This window comes from Massilia sp. Root418 (assembly GCF_001425265.1).
GTDB lineage: Bacteria > Pseudomonadota > Gammaproteobacteria > Burkholderiales > Burkholderiaceae_D > Rugamonas.
Map to the genome: position 1 here is coordinate 98,674 of NZ_LMEC01000001.1, position 13,627 is coordinate 112,300.

At 66.6% G+C, this 13,627-nt stretch carries 13 protein-coding genes; 12 read left to right on the forward strand and 1 reads right to left on the reverse strand.

Features of this window, described 5'->3' with window-relative positions; translation table 11 throughout:
* The first annotated feature begins 14 nt into the window (after window positions 1–14).
* The 12 genes from ASC94_RS00370 to ASC94_RS00425 all read left to right on the forward strand — a co-directional run bounded on the left by ASC94_RS00370 (window position 15) and on the right by ASC94_RS00425 (window position 12,541).
* Window positions 15–563 (forward strand): prepilin-type N-terminal cleavage/methylation domain-containing protein, encoded by a 549-nt coding sequence (locus ASC94_RS00370; protein ID WP_056389111.1) that lies wholly within the window; start codon window positions 15–17, stop codon window positions 561–563.
* Window positions 553–1,110, forward strand: coding sequence for a prepilin-type N-terminal cleavage/methylation domain-containing protein (locus ASC94_RS00375; RefSeq protein WP_056389114.1), 558 nt, complete (start codon window positions 553–555; stop codon window positions 1,108–1,110). The genes ASC94_RS00370 and ASC94_RS00375 overlap by 11 nt, the downstream gene beginning before the upstream one ends.
* Entirely contained in the window at window positions 1,107–1,964 is an 858-nt protein-coding gene (locus tag ASC94_RS00380; RefSeq protein ID WP_056389116.1) for a prepilin-type N-terminal cleavage/methylation domain-containing protein, read from the forward strand. Before ASC94_RS00375 ends, ASC94_RS00380 begins: the two co-directional genes overlap by 4 nt.
* The gene (locus ASC94_RS00385) at window positions 1,961–2,413 is read left to right on the forward strand and encodes a hypothetical protein (RefSeq protein WP_056389118.1); all 453 of its coding nucleotides are present in this window, start codon (window positions 1,961–1,963) and stop codon (window positions 2,411–2,413) included. The genes ASC94_RS00380 and ASC94_RS00385 overlap by 4 nt, the downstream gene beginning before the upstream one ends.
* Before the next feature lie 56 nt (window positions 2,414–2,469).
* The gene (locus tag ASC94_RS00390) at window positions 2,470–5,517 is read left to right on the forward strand and encodes a DUF11 domain-containing protein (protein ID WP_056389122.1); all 3,048 of its coding nucleotides are present in this window, start codon (window positions 2,470–2,472) and stop codon (window positions 5,515–5,517) included.
* Window positions 5,518–5,671: 154 nt separating this feature from the next.
* Window positions 5,672–6,616 (forward strand): hypothetical protein, encoded by a 945-nt coding sequence (locus ASC94_RS00395; RefSeq protein ID WP_056389125.1) that lies wholly within the window; start codon window positions 5,672–5,674, stop codon window positions 6,614–6,616.
* Window positions 6,613–7,308, forward strand: a complete 696-nt coding sequence (locus ASC94_RS00400; RefSeq protein WP_056389127.1) for a hypothetical protein — start codon at window positions 6,613–6,615, stop codon at window positions 7,306–7,308. Before ASC94_RS00395 ends, ASC94_RS00400 begins: the two co-directional genes overlap by 4 nt.
* Window positions 7,305–8,096, forward strand: coding sequence for a type II secretion system protein GspM (gene gspM / locus ASC94_RS00405; protein ID WP_056389130.1), 792 nt, complete (start codon window positions 7,305–7,307; stop codon window positions 8,094–8,096). The genes ASC94_RS00400 and gspM overlap by 4 nt, the downstream gene beginning before the upstream one ends.
* Entirely contained in the window at window positions 8,081–8,449 is a 369-nt protein-coding gene (locus ASC94_RS00410; RefSeq protein WP_229417118.1) for an MSHA biogenesis protein MshK, read from the forward strand. The genes gspM and ASC94_RS00410 overlap by 16 nt, the downstream gene beginning before the upstream one ends.
* A gap of 35 nt (window positions 8,450–8,484) precedes the next feature.
* Window positions 8,485–10,266 (forward strand): pilus (MSHA type) biogenesis protein MshL, encoded by a 1,782-nt coding sequence (mshL, locus tag ASC94_RS00415; RefSeq protein WP_056389133.1) that lies wholly within the window; start codon window positions 8,485–8,487, stop codon window positions 10,264–10,266.
* Window positions 10,266–11,156, forward strand: coding sequence for an ExeA family protein (locus ASC94_RS00420; protein ID WP_056389136.1), 891 nt, complete (start codon window positions 10,266–10,268; stop codon window positions 11,154–11,156). Before mshL ends, ASC94_RS00420 begins: the two co-directional genes overlap by 1 nt.
* Window positions 11,153–12,541: a tetratricopeptide repeat protein gene (locus ASC94_RS00425; RefSeq protein WP_056389139.1), complete on the forward strand. Its 1,389-nt coding sequence runs from the start codon at window positions 11,153–11,155 to the stop codon at window positions 12,539–12,541. Before ASC94_RS00420 ends, ASC94_RS00425 begins: the two co-directional genes overlap by 4 nt.
* Before the next feature lie 63 nt (window positions 12,542–12,604).
* Here ASC94_RS00425 and ASC94_RS00430 read toward each other — a convergent pair whose 3' ends face one another.
* Window positions 12,605–13,603 (reverse strand): HD-GYP domain-containing protein, encoded by a 999-nt coding sequence (locus tag ASC94_RS00430; RefSeq protein ID WP_082615973.1) that lies wholly within the window; start codon window positions 13,601–13,603, stop codon window positions 12,605–12,607.
* Between the last annotated feature and the right edge of the window lie 24 nt (window positions 13,604–13,627).

Sequence of the window (13,627 nt, forward strand, 5' to 3'; positions counted from 1 at the left end):
GTTCCATTAGTTGCATGGCGCTGCTTCGGCCCGCCGCAGAACTGCCTGGCCCCGGCGCCAGGCAGTTTGGGTTTACGCTGGTAGAACTGATTATCGTCATGGTAATCATTGGTGTGCTCGGCGCGGTAGCGGCCCCCAGATTCTTCCAACGCCAAGGATTCGAAGCGGTGTCGTACACCGACCAGGTGCGCAGTGTGATCCGCTTTGGGCAGAAACTGGCGATCGCGCAGAACCGGAATGTCTTTGTGCGGCTGGATGGCGCCAGCGTGGCTTTGTGCTATGACGCTCCTGCTACCTGTGCGCAGCGCGTGCTGCCTGCCTCGGGCACGAACTCCAACAGTAGCGCCACGCGGCAGCGTTGCAGCAACGTTACTGCCTGGGCTTGCGAGGGCGTGCCTTCCGGCCTGAGCATCACCGCTCACCCCGGCTTCTTTTTCGATCCGTCCGGTGAGCCCTTCCTGGCAACCGGCGGACAGAGCCTGCCCACGCAGACCGTCGTTATCACCGGCGACGGGCTGAATCACAATGTCATCGTGACGACGCAGACTGGCTATGTCTATTAAACGGCGCCAGCGCGGCTTGACCATGGTCGAGCTGATTATCTTCATTGTCATCGTCGGCGTTGCCGTGGTAGGCATCCTGCAGGTGCTCACGCTGAACACCCGCAGCAGCGCTGACCCCGCGCGCCGCAAGCAGGCCATGGCGATTGCCGAAGGCTTGATGGAAGAGGTACGCCTGGCAGCTTTTACCTGGTGCGATTTCAGCGATCCGGCCGTCGAATCCGCCAGCAGCGCGGCCGACTGCGCCGTCAGGGCAGAAGGGCCTGGCCAGGAGCCCGGTGCCGTGCGCCCTTACGACAACGTGAACGACTACGGCAGCGCGAACGGCGCGCCGGTCGCCTACAGCAACGACATTTCCGGCAACACCTTCCCTGCGGGCTACACCGCCACCGTGGCGGTCGCCAATGCTGCCATCGGCACAGTGCCCGCCGATGCGGCCCTGCGCATCACCGTGAACGTGAGCTACGACACCGAAAGCGTGGTGCTGGAAAGCTTCCGCACCCGCTACGCGCCCAGAAACCGCCCCGTCAGCCCGGAGCCGGCGCCATGAGGCAGCTGAACTTCCGGCGCCGCGCGCGCGGCTTTACCTTGGTCGAGGCGATTATCGTCATCGTCATCACCGGCATCGTGGCGGGCATGGTGGCGGTGTTCATCCGTGCTCCGGTGCAGAGCTACGTCGATACCGCCGCGCGCGCCGAGCTGAGCGACACGGCCGACCTGATGATGCGCCGCATGAGCCGCGAGCTCAGGCTGGCGCTGCCGAATTCCATCCTGCTGTCCGGCGACGGCCGCAGCGTGGGCTTCCTGCTGACCAAGACCGGCGGCCGCTACATCGACGTGCGCGACAAGCCGCCCGCCGGCGTGCTGCCGCTCGACTTCAACAACCTGGCCGCCACCGCGTTCGACATGGCCGGCGCTGCGCCCACGGGGCGGCAGACCATCGTGCCGGGCGACTTCATCGTGGTCTATAACCTCGGCCGTGGTCAGGCCCCGGCCGACGCCTACACCATGCAAAACGCGGCGCAGGTGACAGCCGTGAACGGCACCCGCGTCAGCATGAACACGAATCCCTTCGCCAGTGCGAACCCGTCCATGCCGTCTCCTGAGTCCCGCTTCCAGGTGGTGACTGGCGCGGTGACCTACCAATGCGCCTTGCCTAGCGGCGGGGGCACCGGAACCTTGACCCGCTTTTTCAGCAGCCAGATTCCGCAGAATGTGGACGTGCCCGCGCCGGTGGCGGGCACGGGCCAGCTGATGGCAGGCATGGTGGCGGCCTGCGAATTCCGCGCCGCGCAGTTGGCCACCATGCAGGCCGCGCTGGTTACCATCACCCTGACGCTGCGCCACCCCAACGGGGAACGCGTGACGCTGGTGCGTCAGGTTCACGTGGACAACACCCCATGAAGCCTATATTTACCGCCACTCCGCTGCGGCTGCGGCACCAGGCCGGCGTCAGCATCGTGACCGCCATCTTCCTGCTGGTGGTGCTGTCGGCGCTGGGCGCGGCCATCGTCACGCTGTCCACCGGCCAGCAGATCAGTTCGGCGCTCGACCTGCTGGGCTCGCGCGCTTACGAGGCGGCGCGCTCCGGCGTTGAGCACGGCTTGTACCGCAACACGCAGGCCAACGAGTGCGGCACCACATCGTTCGTGCCGGCCGCCGCGCCCACGATGGCGAGCTTCACTGTCACGGTGCGCTGCGTCGCCACGCCGACCGCCGGTTTCGCGGACGGCAAACCGCTCGTGACCACCATCACCGCCACGGCCTGCAACCAGCCGGCCGGCGGCGCCTGTCCCAACCCTGCACCCACGTCGCCCGACTACGTGCAGCGCGTGGTCACCGTCCAGTTCTAAGGCAGGCGATGCGCAGTGCACTGTCATGGGCAGCCGTGGGTTGGCTGGGTCTGGTTATGCTGGCGGCCGTACCGGCGCGCGCCGATACACCCGTCAAGCAGTTCCGGGCCTTTGCCGGCAACATCAATTTCACGGGTACGCAGAAGACCATGCGCACCTTGCCCAATCCCAGCGGCAGCAATGGCGGCAATGCCTGCTCCGTCAACACCGGCACGCAGAACATGGTGCTGAACAGCCTGCCGTCCGGTTCCACCGTGCTGAGCGCGCACCTGTACTGGGCGGGTTCGAGCACCACGCCGGACTATACGGTCAACTTCGACGGCACCAGCATCACCGCCCTGGCTGCGCGCCAGTTCACCACCAGTACCACCGGCAGCGTCTATTTTGCTGGCGCGTACGATGTGACCGCGCAAGTGCAGCTCAGGCGCAACGCTACGTACACCGTGGGCGGGCTCACCATCGACAACAGTGCCACTTACTGCAATTCGCAGGCGGTGCTGGGCGGCTTCCAGCTGCTGGTGGTCTATTCGCTGCCGAGCGAGACGTTCCGGGTGCTGAACATCTACGAGGGGCTGCAGTACGTGCACAACTCGGCGCAGTCCCTGGTGCTGAGCAATTTCCAGATTCCCGATCCGATCGGCACGGTGACTGGCCGGGTGGGACACATCACCTGGGAAGGCGACGCCACGCTGAACGACAGCGAGTACCTGCAGTACAACGGCGTGGCCATGCAGGACAGCGTCAACAACGGCGACAACCAGTTCAATTCGGCCAGCAACATCAACGGCGACCTGGCCTCCTACGGCATCGATTTCGACGCCTACACGGTGCGTTCGCCTGTCATCAAGGGCGGCGACACGCAGGCCACCACCACCTACCGCTCGGGTCAGGACCTGGTGGTGGTGAACGCCGAGATCATCGCCGCGCCCAATGTGCCGGCCACCGACCGCAACATCACGATGACGCTGAATAACACGCTCACGCCCTCGCTGCCCAGTATCTATACCATCACGGTGGGCAATAACGGGCCGCTGACCGAGACCGGGCCCATCATCGTGCGGGACACGCTGCCGGCCTCGTTGATCTACACCAGCGCCACCGGCACCGGCTGGACCTGCACCATGGCCTCGCAGGTGGTGACCTGCACCTACAGCGGCGCGCTGGCGGCCGGGACCACGCTGCCGCCCATCCAGCTGCGGGTGACACCCACTGCCAACGCGAGCGGCCTGGTCAGCAACACGGCGCGCGTCAGCGGCTCGCTGTTCGACTACGACGGCAGCAACAACAGCGCCACCGTCAGCGTGCGCGTGGGGCAGGGCGGCATCGCGCCGGTGTACCTGTTTACGGATACTGTTTGCGTGCACGGCCAGCCCTTCGGCAGCGCAGCGCAGCCCTGCAAGCCGCTCTCGCTGGACGGCGACAAGGTTATCGCCAACGAACCGATACCCATGTACATTACCTACGTGGTGAACGACGTGCCTACCAGCCTGGATACCAGCAGTACCACCTTGAAGATGAAATTTGCGTTGTCGTGCCACAATCCGGGCAGCGCCAACGGCCGCCGTGCCACGCTCACGCCGCGCGGCGCGTCAGGCTGGCAGCTGGAGCTGTGCGCGCAGAGCGGCCTGGTGCCTCCGCCGGCCTCGGCCACCTGGGGCAGCACCTACCGCGACGTAGTCTTGCCCGGCAATTCGCCGACCAGCCCGGTGATCTACGATTTCAACTACGCCGACGTGGGCCGGATCGAACTGCTTATGATGGACCAGGCCGGCAAGCTCGGCACCACCGATCCTTTCGTGTCGCGGCCGCGCGAGCTGCGGCTGCCTCCCATTACCAGCGTCGGGGTCTCGCCCGTCATGACCAACCTGGCCGGCACGCCGACCGCGTCGGTGGGCGATCCGCGCTTCATTGCGGCCGGCGACTGGTTCGTGGTGCAGGTGCAGGCCATGTCCGGCGGGGCGGTGCCGGTGGTCACCCCCAACTTCGGGCGCGAGGACGAGCCGGTTACCCTCCTGCCGGCGTTCAAGGTGGCCACCGATGCGGACGGCAATTACTTCCCCGATATGCGGGAGTCGTCCGGAAGTGGCGACGTCACCGTGCGCGGTGCGCTGGGCGCCTTTACGAACGGCGTAGCCAGCGGCCAGTTTGCCTATGATGACGTGGGCATCATCAAGATGTCGGTGCAACTGGCAGATTATCTCGGCACCGGGAAGGTCATCGCGCTACCGGTCAACGTGGGCCGCTTCCATCCGCACCACTTCGACACGGTGCCGCTGGGACCGCTTCCTTGCGGCGTCAAGCTGGTTTGTCCTGCCGGCGTCGGCAGCGCGGCGTACTCGCAGCAGCCGTTCGATGTGCAGATCACCGCACGCAATTCGCAGGGCGCCACCACCGGCAACTATCGCGGCGCGTTTGCGCGCGCCGTCACGCTGGGCGCCTTCGGCACCGCGCAGGGCAGCGCGGCCAATCCGCCCACGCTGCCGGCCGGCTCGTCGCTGTCCAGTACCGCCGTTGCCAGTACCGCATTCTCGGACGGTGTCGCCCTGGGGCGCACCAGCTACCGCTTCCCGGCTGCCAATGCCTACACGCGCGCGGCGCCGTCCGCGCGCAACTGGGTGCCGCCCACCCCGGTGTACTTCCGTGGCACTGAAAGCAATGCGGACGGCACCACCTCTCTGGGGACTGGTGCGCTGGAAGGCGGCGTGCTGATCGTGAGCGGGCGCATGCAGATCGCCAACGCCTACGGCTCGGACCGCCTGCCGCTCGCACTGAAGCTGGAAGCCCAGTTCTACAACGGCAGCAGCTGGCTGCCGTCCGTGGCCGACAGCGTCAGCAGCTTGGCGCTGCCGGCCGATCTGGCCTATGTCAACTGCCGGCGCGGCACGGCGGCGGCGGCCTGCGCTTATGCCTTGCAGGCCGGGGAAGCAGGCACGCGAACGCTGGCCAATGGCAGGACGTCGGTCAAGATCGCCGCGCCCGGTATCGGCAACGCCGGCAGCGGAGACGTGATCAACAATAGTCCGGCCTGGCTGCCCGGCGGCGTGGCGCGCTTCAATTTCGGCGCCTACCGTGCCATGTACATTTACCTCAGGGAAATGCATTGATCATCATTTGGGCAATTTTTGTCTCCATTCGGCAAAAAGCTGTTGAAAGTTGTTTCACTGCGCAAAATATCGCCTCGACGGGACAGGAATCTTGAATATAATCAAGCCATTGCGATGGTTTGTGAATGCATCGCTAAATCATTGAGACGCGGTTATGATTTTCTGGGGAAAAGCGAAGAAGAAAGAGGGCTGGCTGGCTGTCGCGTTGTATGCGGACGGCGTGCTGGCTGCGCGCATTGAGCGCCGCCGCAACGCCAAGCCCGCCGTCATGCTGGCGATGTTCGTGGCCGGCGCGCGCGAGCAGGCAGGCGCCGCCCTGTCGCGCCTGCACAAGGACCTGAACACCGCGCAGTACCAGTGCTCCAGCCTGCTTGGCATGGGCGAATACCAGCTGCTGATGCTGGAAGCGCCCAACGTGCCGGCCGAGGAAATGAAGACGGCGGTGAGCTGGCGCCTGAAAGACATGATCGATTTCCCCGTGGCCGACGCCACCGTGGACGTGGTGGACGTGCCAGTGTCCAGGAACGGGCCGGCGCACAACCACCAGTGCTTTGCCGTAGCGGCCCGCAACAGCGTGATCGAGCCGCGCCAGAACCTGTTCGCCGGCCACAAGGTGGACCTGTCCGCCATCGACATCCCCGAAATGGCGCAGCGCAATGTGTCGGCCTTGCTGGAGCCGGAAGGGCGCGGCGTGGCCATGCTGTCGTTCGACCTGGACGGCGGCCTGCTGACAGTGACCTTCGGCGGCGAGCTGTACCTGGCGCGCCGCATGGACGTGACGCTGGCCCAGCTGCTCGGCAGCGACAGCGACAAGGTGCAGCAGCTGCACGACCGCATCACCCTGGAACTGCAGCGCTCGCTGGACCATTTCGAGCGCCAGTTTAGCTACGTGGCCGTGTCCAAGCTGGTGCTGGCGCCTACCGGCAGCCCGGCGCTGCATGAGTACCTGGCCCGCAATCTCTACCTGCCGGTGGAAGTGCTGGACCTGGACAGCGTGCTGGACCTGGACAAGGTGCCGGAACTGCGCGACGCCGCGCAGCAGGCGCGGTATTTCATGACGCTGGGCGCGGCGCTGCGCGACGAAGGAGCAAGCGCTTGAGCCAGCAAATCAATCTGTTCAATCCGCGTTTCCTCAAGCAGAAAAACTACTTTTCCGCCGCCGCGCTGGCCGGCGTGCTCGCTGTGGTGCTGGTCGGCGGGATCGCCATGGGCCTGGTGGCGCGTCGTCAGGCCGCCGCGCTGGAAGCGCAGGCGAACAGTGTGAAGAACGAGCTGGCCGCGCGCGAGGCGCGCAGGGCAGCGGCGGCCACTGAGCTGGCGCCGCGCCAGCGCAGCGCCACTGTGCAGCAGGAACTGGAACAGGCCGAGGCGGAGCACCGCGCGCTGCTGGCCGTGTCCGCCATCCTGGACAAGGGCGAGTTCGGCAACACGCGCGGCTATTCGGCTTACTTCAAGGCTTTTGCGCGCAGCCGCGTAGATGGACTGTGGCTGACAGGTGTGCAGATTGTCGGCGCGGGCAACGAGATCGGCCTGCAGGGCAGGACCTTGCAGGCCAGCCTGCTGCCGGGTTATCTGAGCGGCTTGTCGCGCGAGCCGGTGCTGAAGGGCACCAGTTTCGGCCAGCTGGAAATGGCACAGCCCAAGGCTGCGGACGCTGGCCCGGCCGCGGCGCCGGCGCCGAATCCGGCGCCGCCGGGCGGCACGGCAGCGCCGCCGGCACCTGCCGTGGCGCCGTACATTGAGTTCAGCCTGCAAGCCATGCCGGCCGGCGCGAAAGCGGAGGGCTTATGAAGCAACAATGGTTGAAACTGGCCGCGCGCGTTGAAGCCCTAAGCTTGCGGGAGCGGCTCATGGCCTGCGGCGCCGCTGCCGCCGCCTTGCTGTTCCTGATCTATACCATGATGATCGAGCCGGCGCAGGCGCGCCAGAAGGCGCTCACCGCCGTGATCGACCAGCAGCGGCAGCAAATGGCGGCCATCGACGTGGAACTGGCGCAGCGCCAGGCCCTGGCGCTGGTCGATCCGGACCAGGGGAGCAAGAACCGCCTGGCCAAGCTCAAGAACGAGAACGACGCCATGCGCACTACGCTGCGCACCATGCAAAAAGGCCTGGTGGCGCCGGACAGGATCAGCCGCATGCTGGAGCAGCTGCTGCAGGGCGGCAAACTGAAACTGGTATCGCTGAAGACGCTGCCGCCGCGCGGCATGAGCGATGGCCGCTTCGCCGAACCGGGCGAGGGCACCGGGCCTGGCCAGCCAGGCAACGACGTGCACCGCGTGGCCGCCAGCCTGGTGCCGGCGCCGCCGCCCGCGTCCGCAGCCGTGCCGCCGGGCGCGGCGAACGCTGCGGCTGCGGCCGCCGCGCCGGCCAGGGAGCAGGAACTGCTGTACCGGCATGGCGTGCAGCTGGTGCTGCAAGGCAGTTACCTGGACATGGTGAGCTACATGGAAGCGCTGGAGCGCATGCCGTCCCAGCTGTTCTGGGGCAAAGCCACGCTGGACGCCCAGGAGTACCCCAAGGCGCGCCTGACCCTGACGCTCTATACCCTCAGCCTGGATACGAAATGGATATCGCTGTGAAGACCCGCGCTGCCATCCTGGCTGGCGGACCGCTGCTGCTGTTGCTGCTTTTGGCTGCGGGCGGGGCGGTGCAGGCCCAGCACCTGGCCGACCCGACCCGGCCGCCAGCCGTGCTGGGCGTGCAGGGCGGCGAAGGCCCGGCGGGCGAAGGCGCTGCGCCGGCCGCGCCGCAGCTGCAGTCCATCCTGGTATCGCGCGAACCAGGCGGGCGCCGCGTTGCCGTGATTAATGGCGAAATGGTGCGGCAGGGTATGAAATTCGGCGACGCCATTGTCGAGCGGGTGGGCGAAACGGAAGTGGTGCTGCGCCGGGGCAAAACCAGGGAAACGCTGAAGCTGTTCGCGAAACCATAATGCATAAAAAAGTGCGACCAAACCGAGTAGAACACATGCAAAAACTCATACATATCGCTTGCGCCGTGGGCGCCGCCGCCAGCCTGGCGGCTTGCCAGAGCCAGACCGCCGCGAAACGCGACACCTATGAGGAAATCAGCAAGGAAGTGCGGCAAGCGGCCGCCAAGTCGCCCAAGCAGGCGGCTGCGCCGGACGCGGTGGAATCGGCGCTGATCCCGCCGCTGCCCGCGCTGGCGGCCCAGCTGCCGAAAGCGCGCGCCGTGCTGGATGAACGCTTCAACGTGGCCTTCAACCAGGTACCGGTGCAGCAGTTCTTCAACTCCATCGTGGCCGGCACCCGCTACAACATGCTGATTCACCCCGACGTGAGCGGCACCATCACCGCCCACTTGAAGGACGTGACGCTGTTCGAAGCGCTGGACGCGATCCGCGAGCTGTACGGCTACGACTACAAGGTCGAAGGCACCCGCATCTACATCCGCCCGCTGACCATGCAGACCCGCATGTTCAAGGTGAACTACCTGACTTCGAACCGCAAGGGCAGTTCCAATGTGCGTGTATCGTCCACCTCGGTGGGCTCGGTGGGGGCCACAACGTCCGGCCAGACCGGCAGCAGCGGCAACAGCGGGCAGAACAATGTTCCGCAGCCGCAGCAGCAGGGCAACCAGCTGCAGCAGACGCAGGAAGACGCCAGCAACGTCACCACCACCTCCGACAACAATTTCTGGGCCGACCTGAAGGAAGCGCTGACCGCGCTGATGGGCGGCACGGGCGAGGGCCGCAGCCTGGTGATCAGCCCGCAGTCCGGCGTGATCGTGGTGCGCGCCATGCCGGAGCAGTTGCGCAATGTGGACCAGTACCTGAAAGCGACGCAGCTTGCCGTTGAACGGCAAGTTATCCTGGAGGCGAAGATCCTGGAAGTGCAGCTCAACAGCGGCTTCCAGAGCGGCATCAACTGGGCCTCCTTCGCCTCGTTCAAGACCGGGCACGACAACCGCGTGTCGGCCGGTTTCCTGCAGCCCGGCTCGGCGTTGCAGCCGTTGCCTTACCAGGGAGGGCAGCCGCCCGTCATGACCACCGGCGCCGGCTTGGCCGCCAGCACGGGCTTTGCACTGGCCAACGCAGCCAATAACGCCGGCTCGCTGTTCGGCCTGGCCTTCCAGACCAGTAATTTCGCCGCCATGATTTCCTTCCTGGAGTCGCAGGGTTCGGTGCACGTGCTGTCCAGCCCGCGCATCGCCACCATGAACAACCAGAAGGCCGTGCTCAAGATCGGCACGGACGAGTTCTATGTGACCGGCGTGAGCACCACCACCAATTCCAATGCCACCGGCAACACCACCAGCCCGAACGTGACCCTGCAGCCGTTCTTCTCCGGCGTGGTGCTGGACGTGACGCCGCAGATCGACGACGAGGGCAACATCATGCTGCACGTGCACCCGTCGGTGAGCCAGGTGACCACCGTGAACAAGGTGGTGAACCTGGGCAGCGCCGGCTCGCTGAACCTGCCGCTGGCGGCGTCCAGCACGTCCGAGATGGACAGCATGGTGCGCGGCCAGGACGGCCAGATCGTGGCGATCGGCGGCCTGATGCGCCAGTCCACCACCGACGACCGCTCGCAACTGCCCGGCGCGGGCGACCTGCCGGTGGTGGGCGCGCTGTTCCGCAATACCGACCGGCAGACGCAAAAGCGCGAACTGGTGGTGCTGATCAAGCCCACCATCGTGGACGGCGCCGCCAGCTGGACCCAGGACATGCAGGACGCCAGCGGCCGCATCGAGAAGCTGGACCCGCGCCGGCCTTCGGAGCGCCGCTAATGTACCAGTCCCACTTCGGCCTGCGCGAGGTGCCTTTCAGCATCACGCCGGACACCAGCTTTTTCTTCACCAGCCCGCATTCGCAGGAAGCGTTGAACACGCTGCTGGTGGCGGCGAAAAGCGGCGAAGGGTTCATCAAGATCACCGGCGAGGTGGGCACCGGCAAGACGCTGTTGTGCCGCAAATTCCTGGCCACCCTGGGCGAGGAATTCGTCACCGCCTATATTCCTAATCCTTACCTGGAGCCGCGCACGCTGATGCTGGCCCTGGCGGACGAACTGGAAATCACCCTGGCGCGCGATGTGGACCAGCACCAGCTGCTCAAGTCGATCAATTACCGGCTGCTGGAATTGGCCGGGCAGGGCAAGCAGGTGGTGCTGTGCCTGGACGAGGCGCAGGCCATTCCGGTGGAAAGCCTGGAGGCGCTGCGGCTGCTCACCAACCTGGAAACGGAGAAGCGCAAGCTGCTGCAGATCGTGCTGTTCGGGCAGCCCGAGCTGAACGCGCACCTGGAAAGCCCGACCATCCGCCAGCTGGCGCAGCGCATCACCTTTCATTACCATCTGGGTGCGTTGTCCAGGGATGACCTGGACTATTACCTGGCGCACCGCCTGCGCGTGGCCGGTTATGCGGGCGGGCGTCTGTTCGGCCGCAGCGCGGTGCGCAAGCTGTATGCTGCCACGGGCGGCATCCCGCGCCTGGTGAACATCATGTCGCACAAGGCGCTGATGCTGGCGTATGGCGAGGGGCGGCAGCAAGTGGAGAAGCGCCACGTGGCGCTGGCCGCGTCCGACACGGTGGCCGAGCCGCGCGCGCGCTGGCCCTGGTTTGCCGGCGCGGCAGGGCTGGCGCTGGCGGCGTGCGGATTAACCTGGGCATTGATCAAATGAGCCTGATAAACAAGATGCTGCAGGATCTGGATGCGCGCGGCGGCGCGCAATCCGGGCAAGGCAATGTTCCGCAGATGCGGCCCGTCACCGGCAGCGGCCAGCCGCCGCGCGCCATGCTGGCTGCGGGCGCCGGCTTGGCCGTGGTGCTGCTGGCTGCCGGGGGCTGGCTGGGATGGCGTTATCTCCAGCGGCCTGCCGCTTCCGGACCGGTGGCCGCTGCGGCGGCGCCCGCGCGCTCAGTTGCGCCGGCGGTGACGGCGGATGCCGGTGCGGCTGGCATGGCCGGCACCGCTGGCACTGCAAGTTCCGCTGGCGTCGCTGGCATCGCTGGCACGGCGCCAGTCGTCAATGCGGAGGGCGGTGCAGGCCTGGCCGCAGCCGCGAACCCTCCCGCAACCGTGGCCGCGCCGGCCTCGCAGCCAAGGGCGCGGCTGCTGGCGGTGGCCCGTCCGATGCCGGCGCCGCCGGCCGCCGTGGCTGCCGACGCGGGCGACAACGCCGCCACCTTTACGCCCCGGCCATCGCGCCGCAAGGCGGACGAGAAGACATCCGCCGAACTGGCTGCCGAGCTGAAAACGGCCAGGCAGAAGGCGCGCCAGGCGAAGGCCGAGGCGGATCGCCTGGCGGCGGTGGGCGCGGTTAATCTTGGTAGTTCAAGCAGCGCAGACAGTGCAAGCCGTGCGGGCCGTGCAGCCGGCACCGGCAGTGCGGGCGGCGCGGGCGGCAACGCCGCCACGCAGCGCGCGGCGAAGGCGGAAGCCAGGCCGGCGCGGGCAACCGAGATCGCGGCCCAGCCGGGCACCGGCGGCGTCACCGTCACGTCGCAGCAGCAGGGCGAGAATGCCTACCGGCGCGGGCTGGCAGCCTTGCAGGAAGGCCGCGTGCAGGAGGCGCTGTCGAACATGGAACAGGCGGTGTTCCTGTACCCGCGCCATGACACGGCGCGCCAGACACTGGTTGGCCTGCTGATCGAGAACAAGCGCCATGACGAGGCGATACGGCATCTGCAGTTCGGCCTGGGACTGGACCCGAAGCAGCCGCAGATGGCGATGATCCTGGCGCGCCTGCAGATAGAGAAGGGCGGTCCTGCGATTGAAACGCTGCAGCGCAGCTTGCCGTATGCGGGCGGCAATGGCGATTATCTGGCTTTCCTGGCCGGCGCCTTGCAGCGCGCGCAGCGTAACCGCGAGGCGGCCGAGCAGTACCAGGCCGCGCTGCGCCTGCAGCCGCAGAACGGCGTGTGGTGGATGGGGTTGGGGATTTCGCTGCTGGCGGATAAGCGCGATGCGGAGGCGCGGGAGGCGTTTGCGCGCGCTAAGAATAGTGGGAACTTGTCGCAGGAATTGCAGGCTTTTGTTGAGCGCAAGCTGCAGCAGCTGCGGTGACGCCCGGCGGGTTACGCTGCTGCGCAGCTAACCCGCCCTACGAAGCCGTTTGGTGCGGGCGGGTTAGAGGCTGGCCTGCTCGCCCCAGATCTGCTTCATGCTGAAGCGCACGTCGGCCTGGTCTTCGCTGAGCACTTCGGCGATCGCGCACTCGGGATCGCTGGCGCGGCGCAGCGCCTGGCTCAAGCCGCTGGCGTCGCGCAGCGATTTGCCGGCGGCGTCGCGCAGGCAGTGGATGTGGATTTCTCCGCCGCCGTCGCGCTGCATCACCACGCCCACCTCGCCGTTCGCCAGCCTGACCAGCGCCCCCGGTGGATACTTGCCGATCTGGCTGATGAACTGGTCGGCCAGCTGGGGATCGCTGACGCGCGCCGGATCGCCCAGCAGGTTGTTCAACGCCTTGTCTGGCAGCACCGAGCAGCGGTAGTTGCGCGCCGATACCTGGGCGCAGTAGCGGTCCGCCAGGCTGATCAGCCGCGCGTTCTGGGTGATGTCCGCGCTGGTGCGGCCTTCCGGGTAGCCGGTGCCGTCGTCGTTCTCGTGGTGCATCAGCACGCAGGTGATCCACTCTTCATCGTCCACCCCGGCGTCGCGCAGCAGGCCCACGCTTTCCTCCGGGTGGCGCCGCACGATGGACATTTCCTCGCTGGTGAGGCTGGAACTCTTGTTGAAGGTGTTCTGGTGCCGCAGCATGCCCACGTTCATGGTGAGCGCGGCGGCGGCGATAATCAGCATCTCGTCACGGCTCTTGCGCATGCGCTGCGCCACCAGCGTGGCCACGATGGCGGTCTCGATGCAGTGGCGCACCGCGTAGGTGCCGGCGATCTGGCTCAGGAAAATGCAGGCCAGCGCCACGTCCTTGTTCAGCTCCACGGCCATCATCACTTCGCGCGCGATGGCCAGCAGTTCGCTTTGCGCGTTGGCCTCGTTGCGCAGGTCGGCCAGCAGCTTCTCCAGGCGGCGGTTGGACTTGTTCAGCGCATTGAGCACCGAGGGGCGCGCCATGGCAAGGTTGGTGTTGTCGCCCAGGACAATGTCTTTCAAACTGCTGTACTGGTTCATGATGGTCCCCGTGCCGCTTGTCTT

Excerpts from the sequence above, each read along its gene's own strand:
- ASC94_RS00370 (WP_056389111.1), top strand. The coding sequence starts at position 15 with ATGGCGCTGCTTCGGCCCGCCGCAGAACTGCCTGGCCCCGGCGCCAGG.
- ASC94_RS00375 (WP_056389114.1), top strand. The coding sequence starts at position 553 with ATGTCTATTAAACGGCGCCAGCGCGGCTTGACCATGGTCGAGCTGATT.
- ASC94_RS00380 (WP_056389116.1), top strand. The coding sequence starts at position 1,107 with ATGAGGCAGCTGAACTTCCGGCGCCGCGCGCGCGGCTTTACCTTGGTC.
- ASC94_RS00385 (WP_056389118.1), top strand. The coding sequence starts at position 1,961 with ATGAAGCCTATATTTACCGCCACTCCGCTGCGGCTGCGGCACCAGGCC.
- ASC94_RS00390 (WP_056389122.1), top strand. The coding sequence starts at position 2,470 with ATGCTGGCGGCCGTACCGGCGCGCGCCGATACACCCGTCAAGCAGTTC.
- ASC94_RS00395 (WP_056389125.1), top strand. The coding sequence starts at position 5,672 with ATGATTTTCTGGGGAAAAGCGAAGAAGAAAGAGGGCTGGCTGGCTGTC.
- gspM (WP_056389130.1), top strand. The coding sequence starts at position 7,305 with ATGAAGCAACAATGGTTGAAACTGGCCGCGCGCGTTGAAGCCCTAAGC.
- ASC94_RS00410 (WP_229417118.1), top strand. The coding sequence starts at position 8,081 with ATGGATATCGCTGTGAAGACCCGCGCTGCCATCCTGGCTGGCGGACCG.
- mshL (WP_056389133.1), top strand. The coding sequence starts at position 8,485 with ATGCAAAAACTCATACATATCGCTTGCGCCGTGGGCGCCGCCGCCAGC.
- ASC94_RS00420 (WP_056389136.1), top strand. The coding sequence starts at position 10,266 with ATGTACCAGTCCCACTTCGGCCTGCGCGAGGTGCCTTTCAGCATCACG.
- ASC94_RS00425 (WP_056389139.1), top strand. The coding sequence starts at position 11,153 with ATGAGCCTGATAAACAAGATGCTGCAGGATCTGGATGCGCGCGGCGGC.
- ASC94_RS00430 (WP_082615973.1), bottom strand. The coding sequence starts at position 13,603 with ATGAACCAGTACAGCAGTTTGAAAGACATTGTCCTGGGCGACAACACC.